We start from the raw sequence: 24,984 nt of genomic DNA, 5'->3' as shown, positions 1-24,984 counted from the left end.
GCCGGTTCCGTCAGCCCCGGCCCCTGGATCTCGCGGCCCGGGCGATGATCACGACCGCCTTCTCCAGCGCGTACTCGGGATCGTCACCGCCGCCCTTCACGCCCGCGTCCGCCTCGGCGACCGCTCTGAGCGCCACCGCGACCCCGTCCGGCGTCCACCCCCGCATCTGCTGCCGCACCCGGTCGATCTTCCACGGCGGCATCCCCAGCTCCCGCGCCAGATCGGCCGGCCGTCCCCCGCGCGCGGAGGACAGCTTTCCGATGGCCCGGACGCCCTGGGCCAGCGCGCTGGTGATCATCACCGGCGCCACGCCCGTCGCCAGCGACCACCTGAGCGCCTCCAGCGCCTCCGCCGTACGCCCCTCCACGGCCCGGTCGGCGACGGTGAAGCTCGACGCCTCGGCCCGCCCGGTGTAGTACCGCCCGACGACCGCCTCGTCGATCGTCCCCTCCACGTCGGCGACCAACTGCGAGGCCGCCGAGGCCAGCTCCCGCAGATCACTCCCGAGGGCGTCGCAGAGCGCCTGGCACGCCTCGGGGGTGGCCGACCGCCCGAAAGAGCGGAACTCCCCCCGCACGAAGGCCAGCCGGTCCGCCGGCTTGGTCATCTTCGGACAGGCCACCTCCCGCGCCCCCGCCTTGCGCGCGGCGTCCAGCAGCCCCTTGCCCTTGGCGCCGCCGGCGTGCAGCAGCACGAGCGTGATCTCCTCGGCCGGCGAGCCGAGGTACGCCTTCACGTCCTTGACCGTGTCGGCCGACAGGTCCTGCGCGTTGCGTACGACCACGACCTTGCGCTCGGCGAAGAGCGACGGGCTGGTCAGCTCGGCGAGCGTGCCGGGCTGCAGCTGGTCCGGGGTCAGGTCACGTACGTCCGTGTCGGCGTCGGTGGCCTTGGCGGCGGCCACCACCTCCTGCACGGCACGGTCGAGCAGGAGGTCCTCCTGGCCCACGGCGAGAGTCACCGGGGCGAGAGGGTCGTCATTCGCAGTCTTCCTGGCCATCGCTCAAAGCATCCCACGCCGCACTGACAACGAACCGGCCCCGGCACCCTGACCGGTCCCGGAGCGGACCCCGAGTCCGGCCCGGGGGTCACGGCTCCTCGCGCCAGCCGTCCCACTCCCCCGCGAACGCGTCCAGCTCGCCGGGGTCCAGCCGCTCACGCTCGTCCCGCAGGACCACCAGCCACTGGGCGTCCTCGGCGTCGTCCTCGCCGGCCAGCGCGTCCCGGACGAGCTGGGGCTCCTCGTCGATCCCGAACCTCTCCCCGAGCGCCTCGACCGCCTTCTCGGCGGCGTCGCGGTCGGGCAGCACCAGCACGTGTCTCACATCGCTCACGGGCCCATTCTCCGGCACCGCGCGCAAGCCCAAGGCCCAGGTCAGGCAGGCCGGCCTTGACTGCCGCCCTCGTCCCGGACAGTCGGCACACGGCCCAACTCGATCCCGAAGCAGTCCTGGTAAGCGGTCAGCACCTCCTCGTCGGTCTCCAGTTCCCGCGTCTCGTGCGTGCCGTCCGCGGCGGTCGTCTTGAACTTCCGCCCGCTGAGCGTGATCCGCCCTCCGTCCTCGGTGACCCGTGAGCACACCGACGACCGGGTGAAGTGCGACAGCGGCGAGGTGCTGTGCCACCAGGCGCCGGCCACGAAGTCCCCGAGCACCCGCGGGCGGGTCTCCAGCCGATACTGCGGCTTGCCGTCCTGGACGACGTCCAGGTCCCCCGCGCCCTGCCCGTCGGCACCGCGCACCCCGGCCGGGTCCGAGCCGGCCTCCACCACCTGGAAGGTGCCACCGGGATCATCCTGCTCCCCGCGCTCGGCGTAGGCCAGCGGCCAGTGGCTGTGCGCCCCGAACCCGACATCCGCGAGCCAGGTGTCCCCGTCCGCCGTCCGCACCCGCAGCGCGAGATGGTCGTAGGGGATCCCGAGCCGCCCCTCGTCGTCGTAGACACGTCCCGCGAGCAGATCCACCTCGTAACCGAGGGCGGCGAGCAACGTGCCGAAGGCCCCGTTCAGTTCGTAGCAGAAGCCGCCGCGCCGGCCCTCGGTCACCTTGTCCAGCAGCCGTGTCTCGTCCAGCGTGATCTCCTCTCCGAGGTGGATCGACAGGTTCTCGAAGGGGACGGTGCGCAGATGGCGCAGGTGCAGCTCGCGCAGCGCCTCACTGGTGGGCTGCCGCGGGCGCGTGCTACCGAGCCGGCGGAGATAGGCGTCGACCTGTGCTGATGTCATGTGCCCAGTCTCACCCTGTGCACCTGGCACGCGCGGGCCCCGATCATCGATTCTCTGCGGCCCCGGCCCGCTACGGGCCCCGCTGCTCCGGCCCTCGCCGATCTTCTCCGGCCCTGTCCGGCCCTCTTTGGCCCTCGCCGATCCTTTTCGGCACCACTCTCCGGCCCTCTCCGGCCTCTCTGGTCCTCTCCGGTTCTCCCGATCCCTGTCTAGTTCTCGCTCGTCACCCGTATCTCCCCGTTCCTCCCCCCGGTTCCGGTGACCGCGAGCGCGCCGTCCCGGTCGGTGCGCAGGACCACGGCTCCGCCGGTCCGCAGGGCGGCCACGGTCGCCGGTGCCGGGTGGCCATAGGGGTTGCCGGCACCGGCGGACACGAGCGCCACCCGGGGTGCCGCGAGGTGGATAAGTCGCGGGTCCTGGTAGGCCGAGCCGTGGTGGGCCACCTTCAGGACGTCGACTCCGGCCAGATCGGCGGCCGCCGGGGAACGCAGCAGCGCCTGCTGGGCCGACGGTTCGAGATCACCGAGCAGCAGCAGCCGCAGTCCGCCCGTGCGCACGAGCAGCGCGACGCTGGCGTCGTTCGGGCCTTCCGGCTCGAAGCCCGGGTCCGGCCAGGCCGGTTGCACCGGGGTGCCGGAGGGCGATCGCGGCCGCGGGCTCTGCCGTGGGCTCTGTGCCGGGGGCCACAGGACCCGCCAGGCGAGCGGTCCGGTGCGACGTTCCTCTCCCGCGACGGCCGTCGTGACCGGGATGCGCCGTTCGGCCGCCTGCCTTCGCACGAACTCCGCCTGCTCCGCCGGTTCAGCGAGGCCCGTGGTCTCGATCGCGGCCACCGAGCGGCCCCGCAGGACGCCGGGGAGCCCCGCCACATGGTCGGCGTGGAAGTGGGTGAGGACGAGAAGGGGGACACGGGTGACGCCCAGCCGCCGCAGGCACGCGTCGACCAGCGCCGGATCGGGTCCGGCGTCCACGACCACCCCGGCTCCCTCCCCCGCCGCCAGCACGGTGGCGTCGCCCTGCCCGACATCACACATCGCGAACCGCCAGCCCGGCGGCGGCCAGCCCGTGATCACCCGGGTCAGCGGCGCCGGCCGCGTCACCAGCAGCACGAGCAGCACTGCGAGCAGCCCGCACCACCCCGGGTGCCGCAGCAGCCTCCGCCCGGCCAGGACCACGGCCACGGTGACCGCCGCGAGGCCCAGTGCCCCCGGCCAGCTTCCCGGCCAGTCGATCCCCGCGCCGGGCAGCGCCGCCCCGGCCCGGGCGATCCCGGCGATCCACCCGGCGGGCCAACCGGCGCCCCACGCCAGCAGTCGGGCCACCGGCATCGCCACCGGCGCCGTCGCGAGCGCCGCGAACCCCAGCACCGTGGCGGGTGCCACCGCCACCTCGGCCAGCAGGTTGCACGGCACCGCCACCAGGCTCACCCGGGCCGACAGCACCGCCACGACCGGCGCGCACACGGCCTGCGCGGCGGCAGCCGCCGCCAGTGCCTCGGCGAGCCGCGGGGGCACCCGGCGTCGCCGCAACGCCTCGCTCCACCGGGGTGCCAGTACCAGCAGCGCGCCGGTGGCCAGCACCGACAGCAGGAAGCCGTAACCGCGGGCCAGCCACGGGTCGTACAGCACCAGCAGCAGAACGGCCGTGGCCAGCGCCGGGACCAGGGATCTACGGCGTCCGGTGGCCAGGGCGAGGAGCGCGACCGCGCCGCAGGCCGCGGCCCGCAGCACGCTGGGGTCAGGTCGGCAGACGACCACGAAGCCCAGCGTCAGCGCTGCCGCGAGCAGGGCCGTCGCCCGTAGTGAGAGGCCCAGACGGGGTGCCAGGCCACGGCGCTCGACCCGTTGGGCCAGCCCGGGCGGCCCGATGAGCAACGCGAGCAGGACGGTGAGGTTGCTGCCGGAGACGGCGAGCGTGTGCGCCAGGTCCGTCTCCTCGAAGGCGTGGTCGAGCTCCGGAGTGATCCGCGAGGTGTCCCCGACGACCAGTCCGGGAAGCAGCGCCCGCGCGTCCTCCGGCAGGTCCTCGGTCGCCTCCCGCAGGCCGGCCCTCAGTCGCCCCGCCAGCCGTTGCGGCCCGCTCGGCCCCGCCACGATCCGGGGCCGGGGCCGGCCACGCACCCGCAGCACGGCCGCTGTCCGGTCACCGCCGGCCAGCGCGGGCGCCAGCCGACCGCCGACCCGTAGCCGGGTGGACGGCAGCAGCCCGAGCCAGTCGGCCCGCCCACCCGGCCTCCGCTGTGCGCCGCCGGCCTGCGGCGGCTCGGCACCCCCGCTCCCCTCGGCACCCCCTTCCGGTGCCGGCACGTCCGCGTCGACGATCATCAGCACGGGCGTCCGGGTCCGGACACGGCTCCCGTCGGCCGCCTCCACACTTCGCAGCTCGGCCCGCGCCAGCACCGCCACGGGGGCCGCACGGTCGCCACGCACCCGTGGTCCGGTCAGCCAGGGATCACCGCTCACCTCGACCTCGGCGGTGACCGTCGCGAAGCTCCGGGCCAGCTCGGGCACCGGTCCGCGCCGCACGTCGGCCCCGTGCAGTCCGGCGGAGGTGGCTGCCGCGGCGGCACAGAGCAGCATCGCGGCGACGGTGACACGCGCCCAGTGGAAGCGGCCGTGCGCCCACCCGACCCGCCTGGTCCGCACGAACCGTCCCGGTCGCCGCACCGACAGCAGGAGAACCCCGCCGACCAGGCAGACGAGGGCGATCCCGGCGGTCCAGGCCACCGGTGCGTCGAGGGTCAGGGCCGCCGTGCCCCAGGCCGCGAGCGCGGGCGGCACCAGGCGCAGGTCCAGGGGGCCGGTGGTCCGACCGGTGTGCGCGGTCCCGCTCCGCTCGGGCTCGGCGCGCGGCGCGGTCCCGTCGAGCACGCGGCTCATGGCCGTACCAGGTCGCGCAGATCGGTGAACCTGCGGTCGCCGATGCCGTTGACCTCGCGCAGTTCGTCCACCGAGCGGAAACCACCGTGCTGGGTGCGGTAGTCGATGATGTGCCGGGCCAGCACCGGGCCGACTCCGGGCAGGGTGTCGAGCTGGTCCACGGTGGCCGTGTTGAGGGAGACGGGCGCCGCCGGGCCCGTGCCGGCGGGGCCGGAGAGCGGCCCGGTCGCCGGACCGGGCGGAGCGGTGGAACCGGCGGTGCCGCCGACGACGACCTGTTCACCGTCGACCAGGAAACGGGCGCGGTTGAGTCCTTCCGTGCTCACGCCCGGCCTGACCCCGCCCGCGGCTCGCAACGCGTCGGCCACCCGGGCACCGGACGGCAGCCGCCGGATCCCCGGTTCGCGGACCTTGCCGCTGACGTCCACGACGATCTCCGCGCCGGGTGTCGCGGCCGTGCCCGCGGCCGCTCCGGCCGTCGCTGCCTCGGTCTTCTCGGGGAAGTGGGCCTGAGCACGTACCACTTGAGGGGCGCTCACGGGCTGCGGCCGGCCTGCCCAGAAGTGCTGCACGGCGAAGACGGCGGCGGCCACGAGCACCACGGCGAGCGCCGCGACTCCTCGCCGCTCCACCCCGTACCGCGTTTGCAGCCACATCGGCATCCGCTCCCGCAGCGCCAGCCCCGCCCGCAGTCGCCACTCGGAGGCCCCCTGCGGCTCCTTCCACCCCTCCGGCTCCCCCTGCTTCTCCCGCTTCTCCCGCTCCTCCCGCTCCTCCCGCTCCTGCGAACCCTCCGGCTCCAACGGCTGCGGCACACCGGCCGGTTCAGGCTCCGGGAAGCCGCCCGTCGCCGATGCCTGCCTGTCCGAGCCGCCCAACGCCGATGCCGGGAACGCCGATCCCGGCAAGGCCGAGTCGCCCGACGCCGATGCCGGCCTGGCCGAGCCGTCCGGTACCCGCACCGGAACGGTGACCGGTCCCCGTGCGGCGGCGGTCGCCGCCCTCACCGTCGGCGGCAAGGGTGAGGGCAACGACGGCGACGGCGACGGCGACGGCGGTAACGGCAACGCATTCAGGGGCCTTTCCCGCTCCGGCGGCGCATTTCCCGACTCGCGCCACTGCACGCCCCGTTCCCCGAAGAGGAGTTCCGCCCGGCGACGCAGTTCCTCGGCGGGAGCGGACGAGCGGCGGCGGGCACGGCGGTGTTCGATGGCGCGGCGGTGTTCGTTGGCGCGGCTGTGGCGGACACGGCCGTCGGAGGCGGGGCCGCGGCCGGGGCCGCTGGTCGGAGTCGCGGTACGCGAACGGGATCGAAGTGCCATGCGAGGAGGATGGGGGATTCCGTCACCCCGCGATGATCTTGATGAATTCCCGTGGACCACGGCCCGGTTGTGGATAACTCCGCCACCCACACGGGTGAAGCCGGCCGGCCCGCGGCTAGCAACCGGCAGGCCGGGGCCGGGAGTCGCGTGTCAGCGAGGCGAGACGACCGCGCCCAGCAGACCGGGCCCGGTGTGAGCCCCGATCACCGCTCCGACCTCGCTGACATGCAGGTCGGCCAGGCCCGGGACGCGTACCCGCAGCCGGTCGGCGAGTGCGGCGGCACGCTCGGGGGCGGCCAGGTAGTGGACGGCGATGTCTGCCTCCGCGTTGCCCGCGCGCTCCGCGACGATCTCCTCAAGGCGGGCGATCGCCCTGGACGCCGTACGGACCTTTTCGAGCAGCTCGATGCGGCCGCCGTCCAGCTGGAGGAGTGGTTTGACGGCGAGCGCGGAGCCCAGCAGGGCCTGTGCGGCGCCGATACGGCCGCCACGGCGCAGATAGTCGAGGGTGTCGACGTAGAAGTAGGCGGACGTGCCCGCGGCCCGCTTCTCGGCGGCCGTGACGGCTTCGTCGATCGTGCCGCCCGTCTCCGCGGCCTCGGCGGCGGACAGCGCGCAGAAGCCGAGCGCCATCGCGACCATGCCGGTGTCCACGACCCGCACCGGCACCGGTGCCTCGCGCGCGGCGAGGACGGCCGCGTCGTAGGTGCCGGACAGTTCGGCGGACAGGTGCAGGGAGACGATGCCGGTCGCGCCGGACTCGGCGACCTTGCGGTAGGTCTCGGCGAACACCTGGGGGCTGGGCCGGGACGTGGTGACCGAGCGCCGCTTCTGCAGCGCCTGGGCCAGGGAGCGGGTGGAGATCTCGGTGCCCTCTTCGAGGGCCCGGTCGCCGAGGACCACGGTCAGCGGGACCGCGGTGATCCCATGACGCTCCATCGTCCGGTGCGGCAGGTAGGCCGTTGAATCGGTGACGATCGCGACATGGCGGGACATGAGCTGGAGGTTACCTGGCGTAGCGCTCACGTGGCAGCCCGGCCCCTGTCGTGCGGGCCTGGAACGGTCCGTTCATGTGGTGCTTTCAGGGCGGGGTTTCTTCTGCCAGGGGGAGGCGGGGCGCCATGAGGGCGGCGCGATGGCTTCCGGTGCGGGCTCCGCGGCGGCCCTGGCCCCGGCCGTCTTCGACCGGGTCCGCCCTGCGGCGGGGCCGTCGGCGGGGGCGCCCTCGGCGGGAGCGGACGCGTCGGGCCACTCCGGGGGCGCCTGGCCGGGCTCGCTCCGCGTCCAGTGGCGCAGGGCACCCGCTTCGATGTCGATCTGGGCGCTGAGGGTGTCCAGGTCGTCGTCGGAGAAGCGGCGGGCCCGGTCGCGGACGGCCCAGCGCAGGGAGTCTGCCGACTTGGTGATGCGCTCGGTGCGGCTGCGCAGTTCGGGCAGGTGGGCGGCGAGCGTGGCCCGGTCCGGCTCGGACTCCAGGCGCTTGAGGTCGCCGTCCAGTTCGTGTCCGTGCACGCTGAGCCGCTCGAAGAGGCCGAGGGACTCCTTCAGCGACTCGTCCTCGCTGACGCCGGCGCGCAGCGCGTCCTGCGTGGCGCGCATGGAGGTGCGCAACGCGAGCCGCAGCTGGGCGATCTCGGCGGCCGGCCCGAACTGGGCGAAGGACTTGGCGCGCAGGGTGTGGTCCTCGACCGTGCGGCGGGCCTGCGCGACGGTCCGGTCCACGCCGCGCTTGGCGGCACCGACCGCCTTGACCGTGGCGTAGGCGCCCAGGCCGATGAAGACCAGGAAGAGCAGGGCGAACACGGTCAGCACTACTTCCATGACGCTCCTCCTCCGGCAGCACGGCACGAGCCGCTGTGCTCTCCACGGTAAACGCAGCGGGCAGGCCCGGAGTTCCGCGAGGACCCCGAACCTGCCCGTAGGGGACTACCCCGACGCCGGTGGCTGCGGCGTCCGATGATCACGCCGGGACGATGTTCACCAGCTTCGGCGCCCGCACGATCACCTTGCGGATGCCCGCGTCGCCCAGCGCCGCCGCGACCTTCTCGTCGGCCAGCGCCACCTTCTCCAGTTCCTCCTCGGAGATGGCGGGCGGCACCTCCAGCCGGGCCTTGACCTTGCCCTTGATCTGCACGACACAGGTCACGGTCTCGTCGACGACGTAGGCCGGGTCGGCGACCGGGAAGTCCCGGTGGACGACCGAGTCGGTGTGGCCCAGCTTGCGCCACAGTTCCTCGGCGATGTGCGGGGCCAGCGGGGCGACCATCAGCACCAGCGGCTCGGCCACGGACCGCGGCACCGCACCGCCGGCCTTGGTCAGGTGGTTATTCAGCTCGGTGACCTTGGCGATGGCGGTGTTGAAGCGCAGGCCCTCCAGGTCCTGGCGGACGCCGTCGATGGCCTTGTGCAGGGCGCGCAGGGTCTCCTCGTCGGGCTCGGCGTCGGTGACGGTGACCTCGCCGGTGTTCTCGTCGACGATGTTGCGCCACAGCCGCTGCAGCAGCCGGAACTGGCCGACCACCGCGCGCGTGTCCCACGGCCGGGAGACGTCCAGCGGACCCATCGCCATCTCGTACAGGCGCAGCGTGTCGGCACCGTACTCGGCGGCGATCTCGTCCGGAGTCACCGCGTTCTTCAGGGACTTGCCCATCTTGCCCAGCAGACGGCTGACCTGCTCGCCCTGGTGGTAGTAGGCGCCGTCGCGCTCCTCCACCTCGGCGGCCGGCACCGCGATGCCCCGGCTGTCACGGTAGACGTATGCCTGGATCATGCCCTGGTTGAACAGCTTGTGGAACGGCTCCGCCGAGGAGACGTGGCCCAGGTCGTACAGGACCTTGGACCAGAAGCGCGCGTACAGCAGGTGCAGCACGGCGTGCTCGGCTCCGCCGACGTACAGGTCGACACCGCCGTGCGGCAGGCCCTCGCGCGGGCCCATCCAGTACTGCTCGATCTCCGGGTCGACCAGCTGCCGGTCGTTGTGCGGGTCCAGGTAGCGGAACTCGTACCAGCAGGAACCGGCCCAGTTGGGCATGGTGTTGGTCTCACGGCGGTACTTCTTGGGGCCGTCGCCCAGGTCCAGGGTGACGTTGACCCATTCCGCGTTGCGCGACAGCGGCGTCTCGGGCTGGGTGTCGGCGTCGTCCGGGTCGAAGGTGCGCGGGCTGTAGTCCTCGACCTCGGGCAGCTCCAGCGGCAGCATCGACTCGGGCAGCGCGTGGGCGGTGCCGTCCTCGTCGTAGACGATCGGGAAGGGCTCGCCCCAGTAGCGCTGCCGGCTGAACAGCCAGTCACGCAGCCGGAAGTTGACGGTGCCCTCGCCGATGCCCCGGTCCGCCAGCCACTCGGTGACGCGCGCCTTGGCCTCGGCGACACCCAGGCCGTTCAGCTGCACGTCGTCGCTGTCGGAGTTGACGATCTTCGCGTCGTAGGACACGAAGGCGTCGTCCCAGTCGGAGGTGTCCGTGCCGCGGCCGTCGGTCGGCTCGACCACGCAGCGGATCGGCAGCTCGAAGGCGCGCGCGAAGGCGAAGTCACGGGTGTCGTGACCCGGAACGGCCATGATCGCGCCGGTGCCGTAGCCCATCAGGACGTAGTCGGCGATGAAGACGGGGACCGGCTCGCCGTTGACCGGGTTGGTCGCGAACGCGCCGGTGAAGACGCCGGTCTTGTCCTTGGCCTCGGCCTGCCGCTCGACGTCGGACTTCGAGGCGGCCTGCGCGCGGTAGGCGGCGACGGCCTCGGCCGGGGTGGCGTGGCCGCCGGTCCACACCTGGTGCGTGCCCTCGGGCCACGCCTCGGGGGTGAACTTCTCGACCAGCGGGTGCTCGGGCGCCAGAACCATGTAGGTCGCGCCGAACAGGGTGTCCGGGCGGGTGGTGAAGATCGTGATGCGCTCGCCGTCGATCGGGAAGTCGACGCGGGCGCCCTCGCTGCGGCCGATCCAGTTGCGCTGCTGCAGCTTGATGGCCTCGGGCCAGTCCAGCCCCTCCAGGTCGTCCAGCAGCCGGTCGGCGTAGGCGGTGATGCGCATGTTCCACTGGCGCAGCTTGGCCTTGAAGACCGGGTAGTTGCCGCGCTCGGAACGGCCGTCGGCGGTGACCTCCTCGTTGGCCAGCACGGTCCCCAGGCCGGGGCACCAGTTGACGGGCGCGTCGGAGGCGTAGGCCAGGCGGTACCCGCCGAGGATGTCGGCGCGCTCGCGGGCGCTCAGCTCGCTCCACGCGCGCGTGGTGCCCGGAACGGCGCGCTCACCGGACTCGAACCGGGCGATCAGCTCGGAGATCGGGCGGGCCTTCCGGGCGTCCTCGTCGTACCAGGAGTTGAAGATCTGCAGGAAGATCCACTGGGTCCACTTGTAGTACTCCGGGTCGATCGTGGCGAACGACCGGCGCTTGTCGTGGCCCAGGCCCAGCCGGCGCAGCTGGGACTTCATGTTCTCGATGTTGGCCTCGGTGGACACGCGCGGGTGCGTGCCGGTCTGCACCGCGTACTGCTCGGCGGGCAGGCCGAAGGCGTCGAAGCCCAGGGTGTGCAGGACGTTGTGGCCGGTCATGCGCTGGAACCGGGCGTAGACGTCGGTGGCGATGTAGCCCAGCGGGTGGCCGACGTGCAGGCCCGCACCGGAGGGGTACGGGAACATGTCCATGATGAACTTCTTGGGCCTGGCGACCAGCTCGGGGTCGCCCGCCAGGTCACCCTTGGGATTCGGCGCCGCGTAGGTGCCGTCGGCGTCCCAGAAGTCCTGCCAGCGTGCCTCGATGTCGGCCGCCATGGCAGCCGTGTAGCGGTGCGGGGCGGCCTCCGCCGACGTAGCAGCGGCGGCAGCGGGGTTCGTCTCGCTCATGATCCTCTAAGCTCCATCGATCGTCTCTGCCTGCGGAAATGAAAAAGCCCCTCGCACAGGAGGGGACGCCGCGCCGGTGCCGACCTCACGGCTGAACCGGGGTCGGTACTGATCAGCGCGGCCCGCTAAGCAGAAGGCGTACGGCACGCATGGCGCTAGGGTACCGCAGCGCTTGAGCAAGCCGCGACGCGCTTGCGTATCCCTGATGGACATGTCACGAAGCCCGCCCACAGCTGAACAAAGGTCAGCGATTACTTCGCGTACCGTCCCCTAAGGGACACCCCGGCAATCAGATTGTGCGTTGATAACAACGCAATAACGCAAACCCTCGTACTGATCGGTATGACGCCACTTAGAGTGCGGCAGCGGGACCGCTTTCCCGGAACTGCTCGGAGTGCCCCCATGAACCCTCGTCGTAGTACCAGCTCGCTCCCCAAACCGGGCCGCTCGGCCTATGGGGTGGCATCCGCTGTCGTCCTGCTGCTCATACCCGTGGCCGTGCTGGTCGGAGGCAGCCAGTTCCGCGAGTTCTTGAACTTCGGCGCGGGCGTGCTGTCCCTCGTCTCGCTGAGCTGCTCGGTGATCTGGGGCCTGTTCGCCCAGGACCGGATCTTCCTGAACACACGGCAGCGGATCATCGGCCAGGCGGTGCACCGGACGACCGCGGTCGCCTCGATCGCGTTCCTGCTGCTGCACATCACCGCGAAGATCGCGCTCGGCCACACCCAGCTGATCGCCGCGATCATCCCGTTCTCGCTCGGCGTCTCCGGAATCGCCGGCCTGATCGGACTGGGCTCGCTCGCGGGCCTGCTGATGGTCTTCGTGGGCGTCACCGGCGCCCTGCGCAGCAACTTCGCCGCCCCGGCCCCGGTCGCCGCCCGCTGGCGGGCCATGCACATGCTGGCCTATCCGGCCTGGTGCGCGGCGCTCATCCACGGACTCTACGCGGGTCGCTCGGCCAAGCCGATCTTCGTGATCCTGTACTGCCTGTCCCTGCTCGGCGTGATGGGCGCCCTCGCGCTGCGCGCCGCGCCGCGCCCGGTCAAGCGCAAGGTCGCCGACCGGCTGGTTGCCCTGTTCGGCAGCTCGGAGCGGGCCGGGCTGGAGGACCTGGACGCCAGCCGCTCCAGGATGGCCGAGCCGGCGCCGGCCGGCTTCGGCGGCCGGCGGGAGCCGAGGCCCTCGCCCGCCGGCACGGCCGCTTCCCCGCTCTACCAGACCCCGGTCGCTCCGGCGGCCGAGCCCGCTTCCGGCTTCGCGGCGGCCTATCGCGCGGTGTCCACGCCGGGCCGCCCGCAGCAGCCCTTCGCGACGGACCGGACGGCCCGCATGGACCTGCCGACGGACCTGCGGCCCACGCAGGCCGTCCCGCGCGTGGACGGCCCCTCCAGCACCTCCGGCAGCTGGCCGATCCCGTCCCCGCCGCCGGTCGGCGAGGCACCGCCGTCCGCGTACGACCCGCTCCAGGACACCGGATACACCATTCCCGTCTACGGCAATTCGGGCGCCACCGGATACGGCGGAAGTGACGTGTACGACACCGGTGAGACAAACGGCCTCTACGGCACGTACAACCCGAGTGACACGTTCAACAGCGGTCCCGCCACCGAAACGCTGCCCGGTTCCTCCTACGAGACCCCGGGCTCGGGCGAACCTTGGAACACGCCTTCCGGAGGCTTTTAAGTGAACGAGGCCCTGCCCGACGTCCCCGAAGTCCGCGTGGTCGGACTTCCCCAGCTCACGTCGGGCTTCGACCTTGTGGAACGGCTCGATCTGCCCATGCATCTGAAGGTGCACGGGCCGCTCGACCCGCTGGGCGGCGAACAGCTCGCCCAGCTCGCCGAACGCATCAGCCTCAAGGGCCGCGGGGGCGCCGGCTTCCCCTTCCACAAGAAGCTGCGCTCTGTCGCCGAGTCGGCGATCAAGCGGGGGGTGCGGCCGGTCGTCGTGGTCAACGGCAGCGAGGACGAACCGGCCTGCCGCAAGGACACGGTGCTGATCAACCGTGCCCCGCACCTCATCCTGGACGGCGCGCTGCTGTGCGCCGAGGCGCTCGGCGCGCGCACCCTCGTCATCGGCGTCACCCGGGAGTCCACGCAGCGCTCCATGGAGGCCGCGCTCGCCGAACGAGGGCTGAGCAACAGCCGTAGATCGGCGCTGCGCGCGTGGGTGCAGCGCAATCCGGTGCGCATGGTCACCGGAGCCGCCGCCTCGCTGATCCGCTCGGTCGACGGCGGACCGGCGATCCCTCCCGGCCGCAAGATCAGCGCCTCGCAGACCGGCGTCGGCGGCGCGCCCACGCTGCTGTCGAACGCGGAGACGTTCGCGCAGCTGGCCATCGCCGCCCGCATCGGACCGGAGCGCTACGGCAACACGGGGCTGTACGACGAACCGGGCACCGTGATGCTCACCGTGTCCGGCGCGGTCGCCCGCCCGATGGTGATCGAGGCCCCCACGGGTGTGCCACTGCGCTACGTGCTGCAGCTCGCGGGCGCCCCGCCGGTGCCGCAGGGCGTGCTGACCGGCGGCTACCACGGCAAGTGGATCGACGCGGCGACCGTCGACGAGGCGGTCGTGTCCCGCAACTCCCTGGACGCGGTGGGCGGTTCGCTGGGCGCGGGCGCGATCCTGCCGATCAGCCAGGAGACGTGCCCGCTGGGCGAGTCGCTGCGGGTGGCGCAGTGGCTGGCCGAGGAGAGCGCCGGCCAGTGCGGGCCCTGCTATCTCGGACTGCCCGCCGCCGCGCGCGGCCTGGAGGACATCCTGAACGGCGGCGGGCCTGCCGCCCTGGAGGCGCTGAAACAGGTCGCGAAGAACGTCAAGCGGCGCGGTGCCTGTTCGCACCCGGACGGCTCGGCGATGTTCCTGGAGTCGACCATCAAGGCGTTCACCGACGACCTGGCCGCCCACGTCCTCGGAAACGGCTGCGGACGGCCCGTGGAAGGCGTCCTGCCGCTCTTCGAGGGGGGCAGGGCCCCCACGGGCGTTCTGGGGGGCGGAGAACCCGAGGAGAGCGGCGGCAGCCGTCAGAAGATCCACGTCGACTGGACCCTCTGCCGGGGCCACGGGCTGTGCGCGGACATCCTCCCGGAGGTGTTCGAGCTCGGTGCCGACGGTTTCCCGACCGTCGCCCAGGCGCAGGTGCCGCGCTACGCGGAGGCGAAGGCGCTGCGCGCGGTGCGCCGCTGCCCCGCGCTCGCCCTGCGCCTCGAGGAGGACACGCGCGGGCAGGCGCCGTCGCGCAATCTGCCGGTCCTCTCCCAGGGGCGCGGGCGGCGCGCGCTCGGCCGCTGAGCCGCACGAAGGGGCGGGCCACCCGGTTCGGGTGGCCCGCCCCTTCGTTCCACGGTGTTCTTTTTCACAACACGCCGAAGGCGGACCACCCGTCGGGTGATCCGCCTTCGAATTCTGTGGAGCTAAGGAGAATTGAACTCCTGACCTCTTGCATGCCATGCAAGCGCTCTACCAACTGAGCTATAGCCCCTTGTTTTGTTGTTTCGCCCGGTTCCCCCGGCGACGACGTAAACATTACAGGGCCGGGGGCGCAGCACCAAATCGGTTTCGGCTTCGCACCGATACGGCCGCTAATGTCGGCTTCATGACCATGATCGCGTCGTCCGCAGTGCACCGCCGGGCCACGGTCGCCCTGGGGGTGTGCCTGGTGTCGTTCACGGCGTTCTGGGCCGCTCAGCGGGCCGCACACGTGTCGATGATCGATCTGATGGTCTACCGGGCCGAGGGCGCCGCGGTGCGCGCCGGCGGCGATCTGTACGCCCTGCGCGCGACGGCCGCGCACCTGCCCACCACCTATCCGCCGTTCGCGGCCCTGCTGTTCACCCCGCTGCCCCTGCTGGACCCCGCGCTCCTGCGCACCCTGGCGACGGCCGGCAACCTCGCGTTGCTGGTGATGTTCGTACGGCTGTCGCTGAAACTCGTCGGCCACGCGCGCGGGGAGGCCGTCTGCTGGGTCGCGGCACCGGCCGTGTGGTGTGAGCCGGTGTGGACGACCCTGCGCTACGGCCAGATCAACCTGCTGCTGGCCGTCCTGGTGCTGTGGGACCTGACCCGCCGCCCCGCCGGCGGGTTCGACCGCTGGACGGGGGTGGGCCTCGGCCTGGCCACGGCGCTCAAGCTGACCCCCGCGCTCTTCCTGGCCCTCCTGCTCCTGGCCGGCGTCGTGGACCGTCTCAGGGGCGGGGGCGGGCAGCCGTGGCTGCGGCACGCGCGCGCGGCGGCCGTCGTGTTCGCCGGGGCGACCGCGCTGACGGCGGGCGTCCTGCCGTACGACTCCTGGCGGTTCTGGACGGACATGGTGTTCCGTGCGAGCCGGGTCGGGCAGGCGGAGGACACCGCCAACCAAGCCCTGCGCGGTGTTCTGGCCCGCCTTCTGCACACGCCCGACCCGGGAGCCCTCTGGGCGGTCTGCGCGGCCGTGGTGGCCGTCCTGGGCCTCGTGGTGGCCGTGCGGGCGGAGTTGCGGGGGCGGCGGCCCTGGGCGGTGTGCGCCTGCGCGGTCACCGCCCTGCTGATCAGCCCGGTGTCGTGGACGCACCACTGGGTGTGGTGCGTGCCACTGGTGCTGCTGTTGTGGACGTGCGGGCGCCGGACGACCGCCCTGGGCGCCCTGCTGGTCTTCTGCTCGTACGCCCCCTGGTGGGTGCCGCACGGGACCGGCCGGCCCGAACTTCACCTGGGGGAAACGGAGTTGTTGCTGTCCGCCGTGTACGGCGGGGCCGGCGCGCTCTTCCTCGCGCTGGCCCGGACATCGTTGCCGGGGCCCGGGCCGGACGGGGCCCGCGTCAAGCCGTGACGAACTGGTAGAACCTCTTGAGCGTGCAGTGCTCCTCCAGGAGCCGGCCGTAGATCGGCTCGCCCTCCAGTTCCCGGTACGTCTCGATGGGGTCGCCTTTTATGATCAGCGCCCGCGCGCATTCCTCGCACCAGTACTGGTAATCGGGATTGATCGGCTCCATGTCACGGACGATGGGCGTTCCGCTCCCGCACCAGTCGCACTTTCGCCTGTGTGCACCCATTGATCAGCTCCAGCTGTGGCCGCAGGCCGTGCACACGTAGGAGATTCCGCCATTGTCGCCGAGGACTTGCGCCACGTGCGCGGAACCGCAGGAAGGGCAACTCAGCCGGGTGGTCGTATCCCGAATCACCGCCGCACCGAGGAGGTGGCCGACCTCCTCGAGGATGCTCGCAGGCATCGCCACTCCCTCCCGTCGGGCCGCGCCCCCTTCCGGCCGTTTGATTCTGCCACGACCGGGCCAATACGGTCAGCGACGCCTCAGTACCAGTCCGGACACAGCCCCCACCGCGGCCGTTCCGGCCAGTACCCAGGCGCTTACCGAGAACGCCTCCGCCGAGGTATACGGCCGCACAGCCCCGAACGACTCAAGCCGGTTCAGGAACAGTGTGCCGAAAAACGCCACCCCGAGCAGCTGGCCGAGCTGCGCGACCGTCGCCAGCAGGCCGCTGGCGTCCGCCGCGTCCGCGGGCCGTACGGTGGCCAGCGCTCCGGTGAGCGTCGGGCTGAAGGCGAGCGCCAGCCCGGCGCCCGTGCCCGCGTACCCCGCGTACAGGACCGCTCCCCCGTCACCGCCGCCGTGGAAGGCGAGCCCCACCACGGCGACGGACACCGCGGTGAGCGTGAACCCGGCCGGAGCGAGGAGCCGCTGCCAGGCGGCCGGCCACTTCCGCCAGGTGAGGCTCACCGCGCCGAACACGGCGGCGGTCGGCGCGAAGCTCAGCCCGGCCCGCAGGGCGGTGTAGCCGAGGCCGCCCTGGACGTGCAGGGTCAGCGCGAAGAGGAAGCCGGCGTTGACCGACATCACGGCGAGGATCCGGAAGACGGCCCGGCCGATGCCGGGGTGCCGCAGCACCCGGGGCGCGATGAGCGCGGCACCGCCACGCCGGGCCAGCCGGGACTCGTGGCCGCGGAACACGGCGAACAGCACCCCGGACCCGGCCAGCGACAGCCAGGACCACAGCGGCCAGTCCTCCTCCTGCCCGAGCACCAGCGGCACCGTCAGCAGAGAGACGGCGGCACCGAGCAGCAGCAGCCCGGGCAGATCGAGCGCCCGGGCCCGTTCCCGCCCGCCCGCGCCGCCCAGCGGCAGGACCCGCCGGCCCAGCACGAGGAGCAGGGCGCCCACCGGCACGTTGACGAGGAACACCGGCCGCCAGCCGGTGCCGAACAGGTCGGCGCTGACCAGCACTCCGCCGGCGACCTGCCCGGCCGCAGCGCCGACGGCCAGGACAGCCGAGTAGGCGCCGAGCGCCCGCGCCCGGGCCTCTCCGACGAAGGAGCGCTGGATGAGGCTGAGCACCTGCGGGATCATCAGCGCCGAGCCCGCGCCCTGCACCAGCCGGAACACGATCAGCTCGGTCGAGCCCCGCGCCAGTCCACAGGCGAGCGAGGCCGCGGTGAACAGGGCCAGTCCGGCGAGGTGGACCCGTCCGTGACCGAGCCGGTCACCGAGCCGGGCACCGGTGATCAGGAGCACGGAGTAGGTGATGGTGTAGCCGGCGATCACGAGTTGCAGGTCGGCACCCGAGGCGTGCAGGTCGGAACCGATCGCGGGGGCCGCGACGTTCACGATGAAGACGTCCAGGGCGGCCATGAACAGGGCGGCCAGCAGCACACCGAGCAGCAGCCGGGGCCGGTTGTCAGTGGCGGGTGCTTCACTGTCCGTGACGGGTGATCCCGCTCGGTCAGCGGCCGGGGTGTCACTGTCAGTGGTGGATGATTCACTGATCGCAGGATCAGGGACGGGCTCGGCGCCCGGGCCGGTCCGGGATGTCGTCGTCATGGCGTCGAGCGTGACGACAAGCCGGTACCGGTGCCGAGTGCCCGCTGATGCTGGTACTGCCAGCACCTGGCAGGAGCGGGTCCGGGCGCGGACCATGGAGACGGGGACGACGGGGGCTGGACGATGGGGATCAGGACACAGCGACGCAGGCCGGAGCTCGCCGCCTTTCTGCGCACCAGGCGGGCCCGGGTCACACCGGCCGATGTGGGGATGCCGCCGGGGCTGCGGCGGCGCACGCCCGGGCTGCGACGGGAGGAGGTCGCGCAGCTCTCGGGCGTGGGCGTGACCTGGTACACGTGGCTGGAGCAGGGCCGGCCGATCAACGCCTCGCCGCAGGTGCTGGACGCGGTCGCGCGCACGCTGCGGCTGGACCCGCCGGAGCGCGAGCACCTGTACCGGCTGGCGGAGGTGCCGTTCCAGCCGGATCCCGAGGGCCTGACCCGGCGGAGCAGTCCGGAGGTGCAGGGCATCATCGACGCTCTCGACCCGCTGCTGGCGGTGGTCTACAACCCGCGGTACGACGTCCTGGCCGCCAACGCGGCCTACCAGGACCTCTTCCTGGTGCCGCAGACCCTCGGGACCGGCCTGCCGAACGTGTTGTGGACGCTGTTCACCCTCCCGGAGGGGGCCTGCCCGCTGGTGCACCGCGAGGCGGAGCTGCCGCTGATGGTGGCGACCTTGCGGTCGTCCTACGGCAGACATGTGGGCGAGCCCGCCTGGGAGGAGTTCATAGGCGGGCTGTCGGCGGCGAGCCCCTGGTTCGCGGAGCTGTGGGCGAGCGGGGAGGTGGTGCCTCCGGGCCCCCGGGTGAAGACCTTCCGGCACGCGGCGGTGGGCGAGATGCGGATGACCTCGCAGTCGCTGTCCATCGACGGAATGCCCGAGTGCCGGATCTTGGTCTACGCCCCGGACGACGAGGCGGCACGGGGGAAGATCGCGCTGCTGCGGGCGCACAGAGAGCGGCTGTGGCCGCCGAAGCGCGAGGACGAGGAGGCCGAGGAGCTCATCGGCAGCTGAACGCAGAGAATCCCGCCCCCCCCCTGGGGGGACGGGATTCTCATCACCGATCTTTGACAACTCCACAGAGTGTCGATCAGTGGAGCTAAGGAGAATTGAACTCCTGACCTCCTGCATGCCATGCAGGCGCTCTACCAACTGAGCTATAGCCCCTTGCCACACGCGGCGGACCGCGTGTCTTGTTTCGCCCCGCTCGGCGGGGCGAACAAGAAGAACTTTAGCCTGTGACCTGCCGGAAAGTGAAATCCGGGTCGGGCAGCCGCGCGGGCGGTCAGTCGTCGTCGCCGAGAACGGGCTCCGGGAGGGTGCCCGCGTTGTGCTCCAGCAGGCGCCAGCCGCGGGCGCCCTCGCCGAGCACGGACCAGCAACAGTTGGAGAGGCCGCCGAGGCTCTCCCAGTGCCGGGCGTCCAGGCCGAGGAGCCGGCCGATGGTGGTGCGGATGGTGCCGCCGTGGCTGACGACGACGAGGGTGCCGTCCTCGGGCAGCTTCTCGGCATGCCGCAGGACGACGGGGGCGGCGCGGTCGGCGACCTCTGTCTCCAGTTCCCCGCCGCCGCGGCGGACCGCGTCACCGCGCTTCCAGGCGGTGTACTCCTCGCCGTAGCGGGCGATGATCTCCTCGTGCGTCAGCCCCTGCCAGACGCCCGCGTAGGTCTCGCGCAGGGCCTCGTCGTGGGTGACCTCGAGGCCGCTGAGCGCGGCCAGCTCGGCGGCCGTGTGCGCGGCCCGCCGCAGGTCCGAGGAGACGATCGCGTCCGGCCGCAGGGAGGCGAGCAGCCGGGCGGCGCGCCGGGCCTGGCCGATGCCGGTCTCGGTCAGCTCGACGTCCGTGGTGCCCTGGAAGCGGCGCTCCACGTTCCACAGGGTCTGGCCGTGCCGCCACAGGATGATGCGGCGGCCCCGGCCTTTGCGGTCGGTCACCTCGCCGGTGACGCTCATCACCATCCCCCGCCCGGCTCCTGGTCGGCCTCGGCGGCCTGCAGCTCGGCGTGCTCCTGGGCCTTGCCCCGGGTGGCCTTGGCGTCGGCGGGCAGCTCCAGCTCGGGGCAGTCCTTCCACAGCCGCTCCAGGGCGTAGAAGACGCGCTCCTCGCTGTGCTGGACGTGGACGACGATGTCGACATAGTCGAGCAGCACCCAGCGGGACTCACGGTCGCCCTCGCGGCGGACCGGCTTGGCGCCGAGTTCCTTCTGAAGGCGCTCCTCGATCTCGTCGACGATGGCCCTGACCTGGCGGTCGTTCGGGGCGGACGCCAGGAGGAAGGCGTCCGTGATCGACAGCACGTCGCTCACGTCGTAGGCGATCACGTCGTGGGCGAGCTTGTCGGCCGCCGCCTGGGCGGCGGCGTTGATGAGCTCAAGGGAACGGTTGGTGGCGGTCACTACATGGCTTTCCGTCGGCGGTCTTTTGACCTCAAGGGTCTCACGGACCGCCCGGGGCACCCCACGTGATTACGGCATCCCGTGAGGTGCCCCGGCCACGCGCCCCGGTGGGAGGCGGCCGGCGGTCAGGACGAGGACGGCTGGTAGTCGCCGCCGAGGACCACCGAGACGTCGGCGCCGGAGGAGACGCTGCCCTTGGTCACCGAGCCGGCGGGCAGGCCGAGGGTCTTGGCGACCTCGGCGGCGTCCGCCTTGTCGGCGGCGTCCGCGTAGAGCACCTTCGAGGTGGCCTGGGTGCCGGCGGCGCTGCCGCCCTCCAGGAAGGTGAAGCCGCCGTTGAGAAGCACGACACGGGCCTTCTCCGTGTCGTCCTTCACACCGGTGGCGTTCTGGACGGAGACCCGGACCGCGGAACCCGCACCGGGGCTCTTGGCGGTGCCCCCGAGGATGTCCTTCACCACGCTGTCGCTGGTCTGCGCGCTCAGCGTGCCGTCCGGCTGCACGGGCAGCAGGGCGGTCCTGTAGGCGCCGCTCTTGGCGAGTTCGGCGAGCTTGGCGAGGAAGGCGCCGAGGTCCTTGTCGGTGAGCGGCGGGTCCAGGATCTGTGCGAGCGTCTGCACGCTGGTGGTCGCGGACGAGGGGTCGGAGGACACCTTGCGCAGCACGCCCTGCATGACCTGGCCGAACCGCTGCAGTTGAGCGTTCTGGGACTCGCCGGCGGCCCGGTAGGTGGCGTAGGCGACGGCCATCTTGCCGCTGAGGGTCTGCCCCCGGCCCTGGTGGACGAGCGGCGCGGTGCCCTTCTTCTTGGCGTCCGGGTCGGGCACGTCGGTGTCGGTGTCGATCTCGATGTTGCCGACGAGGTCGACGAGGTTCTGCAGATAGGGGGTGTCCAGCCGCCAGGTGCCCTGGATGCTGGTGCCGAGAACGGTGTCGAGCTGGTCGCGGGTGCCGGAGGTGCCGTCGTCGTCCACGGACTTGGCGAGGGTCGTGGCGGAGCCGTCGTCCCCGGTCAGCGCCAGGGAGTTGGGCAGCAGGACCGTGGTGCCCTGCTTGGTGGTGGTGTTGTCGACCAGCAGCGCCGTGGAGGTGCCGCCCTTCGCGGTGTTGTGCAGGTGGACCACGAGCACGTCGCGTTTCTGGGCGGCCACGGGCGTGGCGGTGCCGTCCTTGCCGTCGGAGGAGGACAGGCCGGGCAGCTTCCCGGCGAACCACAGGTAGCCGACACCGCCGACCGCGACGAGGGCAAGGACGACGAGCAGGGCGATGAACCGGCTGCGGGTGCGGCGGCGGGCCTCCTCGCGGCGCTCGGTGCGGTTCTCGGTGAACTTCAGCCAGTCGATGACGTCCTCGGAGTCACCGTCCGGCTCCTCGACGAAGGCGAACTGCTCGGTGCGGTAGTCCGGTTCGTCCGACGTGGCGGGGTAGTCCGGTTCGTCCGGCGCGCTGCGGTAGTCCCGTTCGGCCGCCGCGCTGCGGTGCTCCGGTCCGTCCGGCGCGGGCTCGGTCTCCTGCGGGGTCCGGGTGTCCCCCGCGGGGCCGGCCTGCTGCGGGATGTAGGCGGTCTGCTCGGCGACCCGGGGCTGCTGACCGCTGCTCGCCGTCTGCCCGTAGGGGTCGTAGCCCGTGGCGTCCTGGGTGCCGGTGGCGTACGGGTCGTACGGGGGCCGGGAGCCGTAGGGGTCGTAGGCGGGCGGCTGCTGGCCGGAGCCGTAGGAGGACGCCGGCTGCTGCTGGCCGGTGGCGTACGGGTCATAGCCGTAGCCCTGCTGCTGGACGTACGGGTCGTACGCCGTCTGCTGGGACTGCGGAGCCTGCTGTGCCGGAAAAGTCTGCTGTGCCGGGGCCTGCCGGTACATGGGCCGGCCGTACTCGTCGTAGCCGACGAGTTCGTACGGGCCGTCTCCGTACCCCGCGTCGTATCGGTCGTTCACCGGTGCCCCTCTCGGCTCACTCGCCGCGGTACAGCTCGCGCTTGTCGATATAGCGCACGACTCCGTCCGGCACCATGTACCAGATGGGGTCTCCCTTGGCGACTCTCGCACGGCAGTCTGTGGAGGAGATGGCGAGCGCCGGCACCTCGACGAGCGAGACGCCGCCTTCCGGCAGGCCCGCGTCGGTGAGCTGGTGGCCGGGGCGGGTGACGCCGATGAAGTGTGCGAGGGAGAAGAGTTCCACCGAGTCGCGCCAGGTCAGCAGTTGGGCGAGAGCGTCGGCGCCGGTGATGAAGAACAGGTCCGTGTCGGGGTTGAGGGCCCGCAGGTCGCGCAGGGTGTCGACGGTGTAGGTGGGGCCGCCGCGGTCGATGTCGATGCGGCTGACGGAGAACTGCGGGTTCTCGGCGGTCGCGATGACCGTCATCAGGTAGCGGTCCTCGGCCGGGGAGACCTTGCGGTGGGACTTCTGCCACGGCTGGCCGGTGGGGACGAACACGACCTCGTCCAGCTGGAACTGCGCGGCGACCTCGCTGGCCGCCACCAGGTGCCCGTGGTGGATCGGGTCGAAGGTTCCGCCCATGACGCCCAGGCGCCGCTTGCCCGTGTGGGCGGGGCCGTTGCCCGGTCCGTACTGCGGGTGCTTCACCGTGTCGTCGGCCGTCTCGTGCGCCGGACCGGTAGGCATGTCCTGCTCTCCCATGCGTGCAGACCCTACCGGCCCGGTCTCGTGCGTCCGGCCGGGGACGGGGCCCCTGCTCAGCGGTCGCGGTTGAAGCGGGTGGTGATCCACAGCAGCAGGAGCAGGATGACCAGGGCGCCGCCGCCGGTGAGGGCCGGGTTCAGGCTGTCGTGGTTTCCGCCGTGCGGTTCGCCCTCGGCGGCAAGGGTGACCAACTGGGCTGCGGCGTCGTGGAAGCTCATCTTCGGCAGGACCTAACGCGTGTGGGCGGAATAAAGATGTCGGCCCATCGTAAGCGGGCGGGCCGGTGGCGATCACGCCGACTCCGCCGTCGGGGCCCGGGGGCACGGCGGGGCACCGGCGACGGGGGCGGTCCGCCGCCGCGAGGCGGGGAACTTTCGCCGCTCGTCAGTCGTCCTTCCGCTTGTAGCCGCGCAGGAGCAGCCAAGCGGTCAGTACACAGCCGAGGATCATCACGATCAGGACCACGCGGAGCAGATTTCCCGTCCCGTGCTGCTGGACGGCGCTCGTGGCGGCCTCGGTCAGCCGGGCTGCTGCGGGGTGGTGATCCATGGCGTGGGCTCCTTCGGGTGTCCTGCCTGACACGGTATCTCCGCCTAGGCTGGGCCCCGCCTCGGGGGCACAGTGGGCACTCACACGCACATGGGGGAAGACATGTCCGACGACGGCCACCAGCAGACGGGACGCGAACGCGTGCCGAGCAGGCAGCGCAGGCGCTTCCCGGGGATCTCCTCGCGGGCGTACGAGCATCCGGCGGACCGCTCGGCCCTGGTCGCGCTGCGCAAGCTGAGCGGGTTCGACACCGTCTTCAAGGCGCTCAGCGGGCTGCTGCCGGAGCGCAGCCTCAGGCTGCTGTTCCTGTCCGACTCGGTCAGGGTCTCCGAGCGGCAGTTCTCGCACCTGCACGACATGCTGCTGGACGCCTGTTACATCCTGGACCTGGAGAAGGTCCCGCCGATGTACGTGACGCAGGACCCGCAGCCGAACGCGATGTGCATCGGCCTGGACGAGCCGATCATCGTGGTCAGCACGGGCCTGGTGGAGCTGCTCGACGAGGAGGAGATGCGGGCGGTCGTCGGGCACGAGGTGGGACACGCGCTGTCCGGCCACTCGGTGTACCGCACGGTCCTGCTGTTCCTGACGAGCCTCGCGCTGAAGGTCGCCTGGATCCCGCTGGGCAATATCGCGATCATGGCGATCATCACGGCGCTGCGGGAGTGGTTCCGCAAGTCGGAGCTGTCCGCCGACCGGGCCGGGTTGCTGGTGGGCCAGGACGTCCGGGCATCCATGCGGGGCCTGATGAAGATCGCGGGCGGCAACCATCTGCACGAGATGAACGTGGACGCGTTCCTGGAGCAGGCCGAGGAGTACGACTCCGGCGGTGATCTGCGCGACTCGGTGCTGAAGATCCTGAACGTGCTGCCGCGCTCGCACCCGTTCACCACCGTGCGGGCCGCCGAGCTGAAGAAGTGGGCCGAGTCCCGGGACTACCAGCGGGTCATGGACGGCCACTACCCGCGGCGCAGCGAGGACAAGGACACCTCCGTCAGCGACTCCCTCCGGGAATCGGCGGCCAGCTACGCGAGCGATGTGAAGGGTTCCAAGGACCCGCTGATGAAGCTGGTCACGGATCTCGCGGGCGGTGCGGGCGACCTGGGCGGCCGGGTCCGGCGGGGCTTCGACGGCTTCCGGACACCGCCGCCGGCCAAGGGGGACGGCGCCCCCGGCGGTGACGACGGGGACGCCGTCCCCGGCGGAGACGAGAGGTAGGGGCCGCCCACAGCGGCACCCCCTCAGCGGCACCCCCTCAGCGGCGCCCCTCAGCGGCCTCCCTCCTCACCGCCGGGCCGCTTCGCCGCGGCTC

Annotated in this window: 22 protein-coding genes and 2 tRNA genes; 5 read left to right on the top strand and 19 right to left on the bottom strand. The window is 72.2% G+C overall.

The genetic code is table 11. The features are described 5' to 3' along the window. Positions 1-10: 10 nt before the first annotated feature. From holA to leuS, 9 genes are all read right to left on the bottom strand, one after another. Complete coding sequence (holA, locus tag ACIGYR_RS09685) at positions 11-1,000, bottom strand: DNA polymerase III subunit delta (RefSeq protein ID WP_391838387.1); 990 nt, start codon at positions 998-1,000, stop codon at positions 11-13. Positions 1,001-1,088: 88 nt separating this feature from the next. Further along, positions 1,089-1,334, bottom strand: coding sequence for a hypothetical protein (locus ACIGYR_RS09680; RefSeq protein ID WP_391838385.1), 246 nt, complete (start codon positions 1,332-1,334; stop codon positions 1,089-1,091). A gap of 41 nt (positions 1,335-1,375) precedes the next feature. Then, complete coding sequence (locus ACIGYR_RS09675) at positions 1,376-2,224, bottom strand: arylamine N-acetyltransferase (RefSeq protein ID WP_399595970.1); 849 nt, start codon at positions 2,222-2,224, stop codon at positions 1,376-1,378. Between the two features lie 209 nt (positions 2,225-2,433). Next, the gene (locus ACIGYR_RS09670) at positions 2,434-5,103 is read right to left on the bottom strand and encodes a ComEC/Rec2 family competence protein (protein WP_399595972.1); all 2,670 of its coding nucleotides are present in this window, start codon (positions 5,101-5,103) and stop codon (positions 2,434-2,436) included. Further along, positions 5,100-5,918, bottom strand: coding sequence for a helix-hairpin-helix domain-containing protein (locus ACIGYR_RS09665; protein ID WP_399595974.1), 819 nt, complete (start codon positions 5,916-5,918; stop codon positions 5,100-5,102). Before ACIGYR_RS09665 ends, ACIGYR_RS09670 begins: the two co-directional genes overlap by 4 nt. A 10-nt stretch (positions 5,919-5,928) precedes the next feature. After that, complete coding sequence (locus ACIGYR_RS09660; protein ID WP_399595975.1) at positions 5,929-6,222, bottom strand: hypothetical protein; 294 nt, start codon at positions 6,220-6,222, stop codon at positions 5,929-5,931. A gap of 353 nt (positions 6,223-6,575) precedes the next feature. Further along, positions 6,576-7,421: a DegV family protein gene (locus tag ACIGYR_RS09655; protein ID WP_399595977.1), complete on the bottom strand. Its 846-nt coding sequence runs from the start codon at positions 7,419-7,421 to the stop codon at positions 6,576-6,578. A 72-nt stretch (positions 7,422-7,493) separates the two neighbouring features. After that, the gene (locus tag ACIGYR_RS09650; RefSeq protein WP_391838375.1) at positions 7,494-8,246 is read right to left on the bottom strand and encodes a hypothetical protein; all 753 of its coding nucleotides are present in this window, start codon (positions 8,244-8,246) and stop codon (positions 7,494-7,496) included. Between the two features lie 139 nt (positions 8,247-8,385). Further along, positions 8,386-11,268: a leucine--tRNA ligase gene (gene leuS, locus ACIGYR_RS09645; protein WP_399595979.1), complete on the bottom strand. Its 2,883-nt coding sequence runs from the start codon at positions 11,266-11,268 to the stop codon at positions 8,386-8,388. A gap of 402 nt (positions 11,269-11,670) precedes the next feature. Here leuS and ACIGYR_RS09640 point away from each other — a divergent pair, with 402 nt between their 5' ends. Both ACIGYR_RS09640 and ACIGYR_RS09635 read left to right on the top strand, forming a co-directional pair. Then, entirely contained in the window at positions 11,671-12,951 is a 1,281-nt protein-coding gene (locus ACIGYR_RS09640) for a cytochrome b/b6 domain-containing protein (RefSeq protein ID WP_399595980.1), read from the top strand. Continuing rightward, positions 12,952-14,562, top strand: a complete 1,611-nt coding sequence (locus tag ACIGYR_RS09635; protein WP_391838370.1) for an NADH-ubiquinone oxidoreductase-F iron-sulfur binding region domain-containing protein — start codon at positions 12,952-12,954, stop codon at positions 14,560-14,562. Between the two features lie 117 nt (positions 14,563-14,679). Here the strand turns inward: ACIGYR_RS09635 and ACIGYR_RS09630 are convergent. After that, positions 14,680-14,752, bottom strand: a tRNA-Ala gene (locus ACIGYR_RS09630). A 114-nt stretch (positions 14,753-14,866) separates the two neighbouring features. Here ACIGYR_RS09630 and ACIGYR_RS09625 point away from each other — a divergent pair. Continuing rightward, positions 14,867-16,078 carry a glycosyltransferase 87 family protein gene (locus ACIGYR_RS09625; RefSeq protein ID WP_399595982.1) on the top strand — a complete coding sequence of 404 codons (1,212 nt, stop codon included), beginning with the start codon at positions 14,867-14,869 and terminating at the stop codon, positions 16,076-16,078. Here the strand turns inward: ACIGYR_RS09625 and ACIGYR_RS09620 are convergent. Further along, the gene (locus tag ACIGYR_RS09620; RefSeq protein ID WP_030653820.1) at positions 16,068-16,301 is read right to left on the bottom strand and encodes a hypothetical protein; all 234 of its coding nucleotides are present in this window, start codon (positions 16,299-16,301) and stop codon (positions 16,068-16,070) included. The two genes, ACIGYR_RS09625 and ACIGYR_RS09620, sit on opposite strands and share 11 nt — an antisense overlap. Positions 16,302-16,547: 246 nt before the next feature. Continuing rightward, entirely contained in the window at positions 16,548-18,083 is a 1,536-nt protein-coding gene (locus ACIGYR_RS09615) for an MFS transporter (protein ID WP_399595984.1), read from the bottom strand. Between the two features lie 123 nt (positions 18,084-18,206). Here ACIGYR_RS09615 and ACIGYR_RS09610 point away from each other — a divergent pair, with 123 nt between their 5' ends. After that, a complete protein-coding gene (locus ACIGYR_RS09610; protein WP_399595986.1) occupies positions 18,207-19,100 on the top strand; it encodes a helix-turn-helix transcriptional regulator in 894 nt (297 codons plus the stop codon). 80 nt (positions 19,101-19,180) lie between these two features. On the opposite strand, the gene ACIGYR_RS09605 is transcribed toward ACIGYR_RS09610, so the two are convergent. The 7 genes from ACIGYR_RS09605 to ACIGYR_RS09575 all read right to left on the bottom strand — a co-directional run bounded on the left by ACIGYR_RS09605 (position 19,181) and on the right by ACIGYR_RS09575 (position 23,672). Beyond that, positions 19,181-19,253 (bottom strand) — tRNA-Ala (locus ACIGYR_RS09605). A 118-nt stretch (positions 19,254-19,371) separates the two neighbouring features. After that, complete coding sequence (locus tag ACIGYR_RS09600; RefSeq protein WP_391838365.1) at positions 19,372-20,046, bottom strand: histidine phosphatase family protein; 675 nt, start codon at positions 20,044-20,046, stop codon at positions 19,372-19,374. Further along, positions 20,040-20,483 carry a ribosome silencing factor gene (gene rsfS, locus ACIGYR_RS09595; RefSeq protein WP_391838363.1) on the bottom strand — a complete coding sequence of 148 codons (444 nt, stop codon included), beginning with the start codon at positions 20,481-20,483 and terminating at the stop codon, positions 20,040-20,042. The genes ACIGYR_RS09600 and rsfS overlap by 7 nt, the downstream gene beginning before the upstream one ends. A 125-nt stretch (positions 20,484-20,608) precedes the next feature. Further along, positions 20,609-22,417, bottom strand: coding sequence for a LytR C-terminal domain-containing protein (locus ACIGYR_RS09590; RefSeq protein ID WP_399595987.1), 1,809 nt, complete (start codon positions 22,415-22,417; stop codon positions 20,609-20,611). 16 nt (positions 22,418-22,433) lie between these two features. Next, on the bottom strand, positions 22,434-23,120 hold the full coding sequence (gene nadD / locus ACIGYR_RS09585) for a nicotinate-nucleotide adenylyltransferase (RefSeq protein WP_391838359.1): 687 nt from the start codon (positions 23,118-23,120) through the stop codon (positions 22,434-22,436). 56 nt (positions 23,121-23,176) lie between these two features. Further along, positions 23,177-23,341 (bottom strand): hypothetical protein, encoded by a 165-nt coding sequence (locus ACIGYR_RS09580; protein ID WP_391838357.1) that lies wholly within the window; start codon positions 23,339-23,341, stop codon positions 23,177-23,179. Between the two features lie 166 nt (positions 23,342-23,507). Next, a complete protein-coding gene (locus ACIGYR_RS09575) occupies positions 23,508-23,672 on the bottom strand; it encodes a hypothetical protein (RefSeq protein WP_391838355.1) in 165 nt (54 codons plus the stop codon). A 102-nt stretch (positions 23,673-23,774) separates the two neighbouring features. Here ACIGYR_RS09575 and ACIGYR_RS09570 point away from each other — a divergent pair, with 102 nt between their 5' ends. Further along, positions 23,775-24,890 (top strand): M48 family metallopeptidase, encoded by a 1,116-nt coding sequence (locus ACIGYR_RS09570; protein WP_391838353.1) that lies wholly within the window; start codon positions 23,775-23,777, stop codon positions 24,888-24,890. Positions 24,891-24,984: the final 94 nt, after the last annotated feature.

Origin of the sequence: Streptomyces sp. NPDC053076 (assembly GCF_044546845.1) — a bacterium.
In the GTDB taxonomy this organism is placed as follows: Bacteria; Actinomycetota; Actinomycetes; order Streptomycetales; family Streptomycetaceae; genus Streptomyces.
Note: the sequence above shows the minus strand (reverse complement) of the source record. Positions and strands in the feature narration are given on the sequence as shown.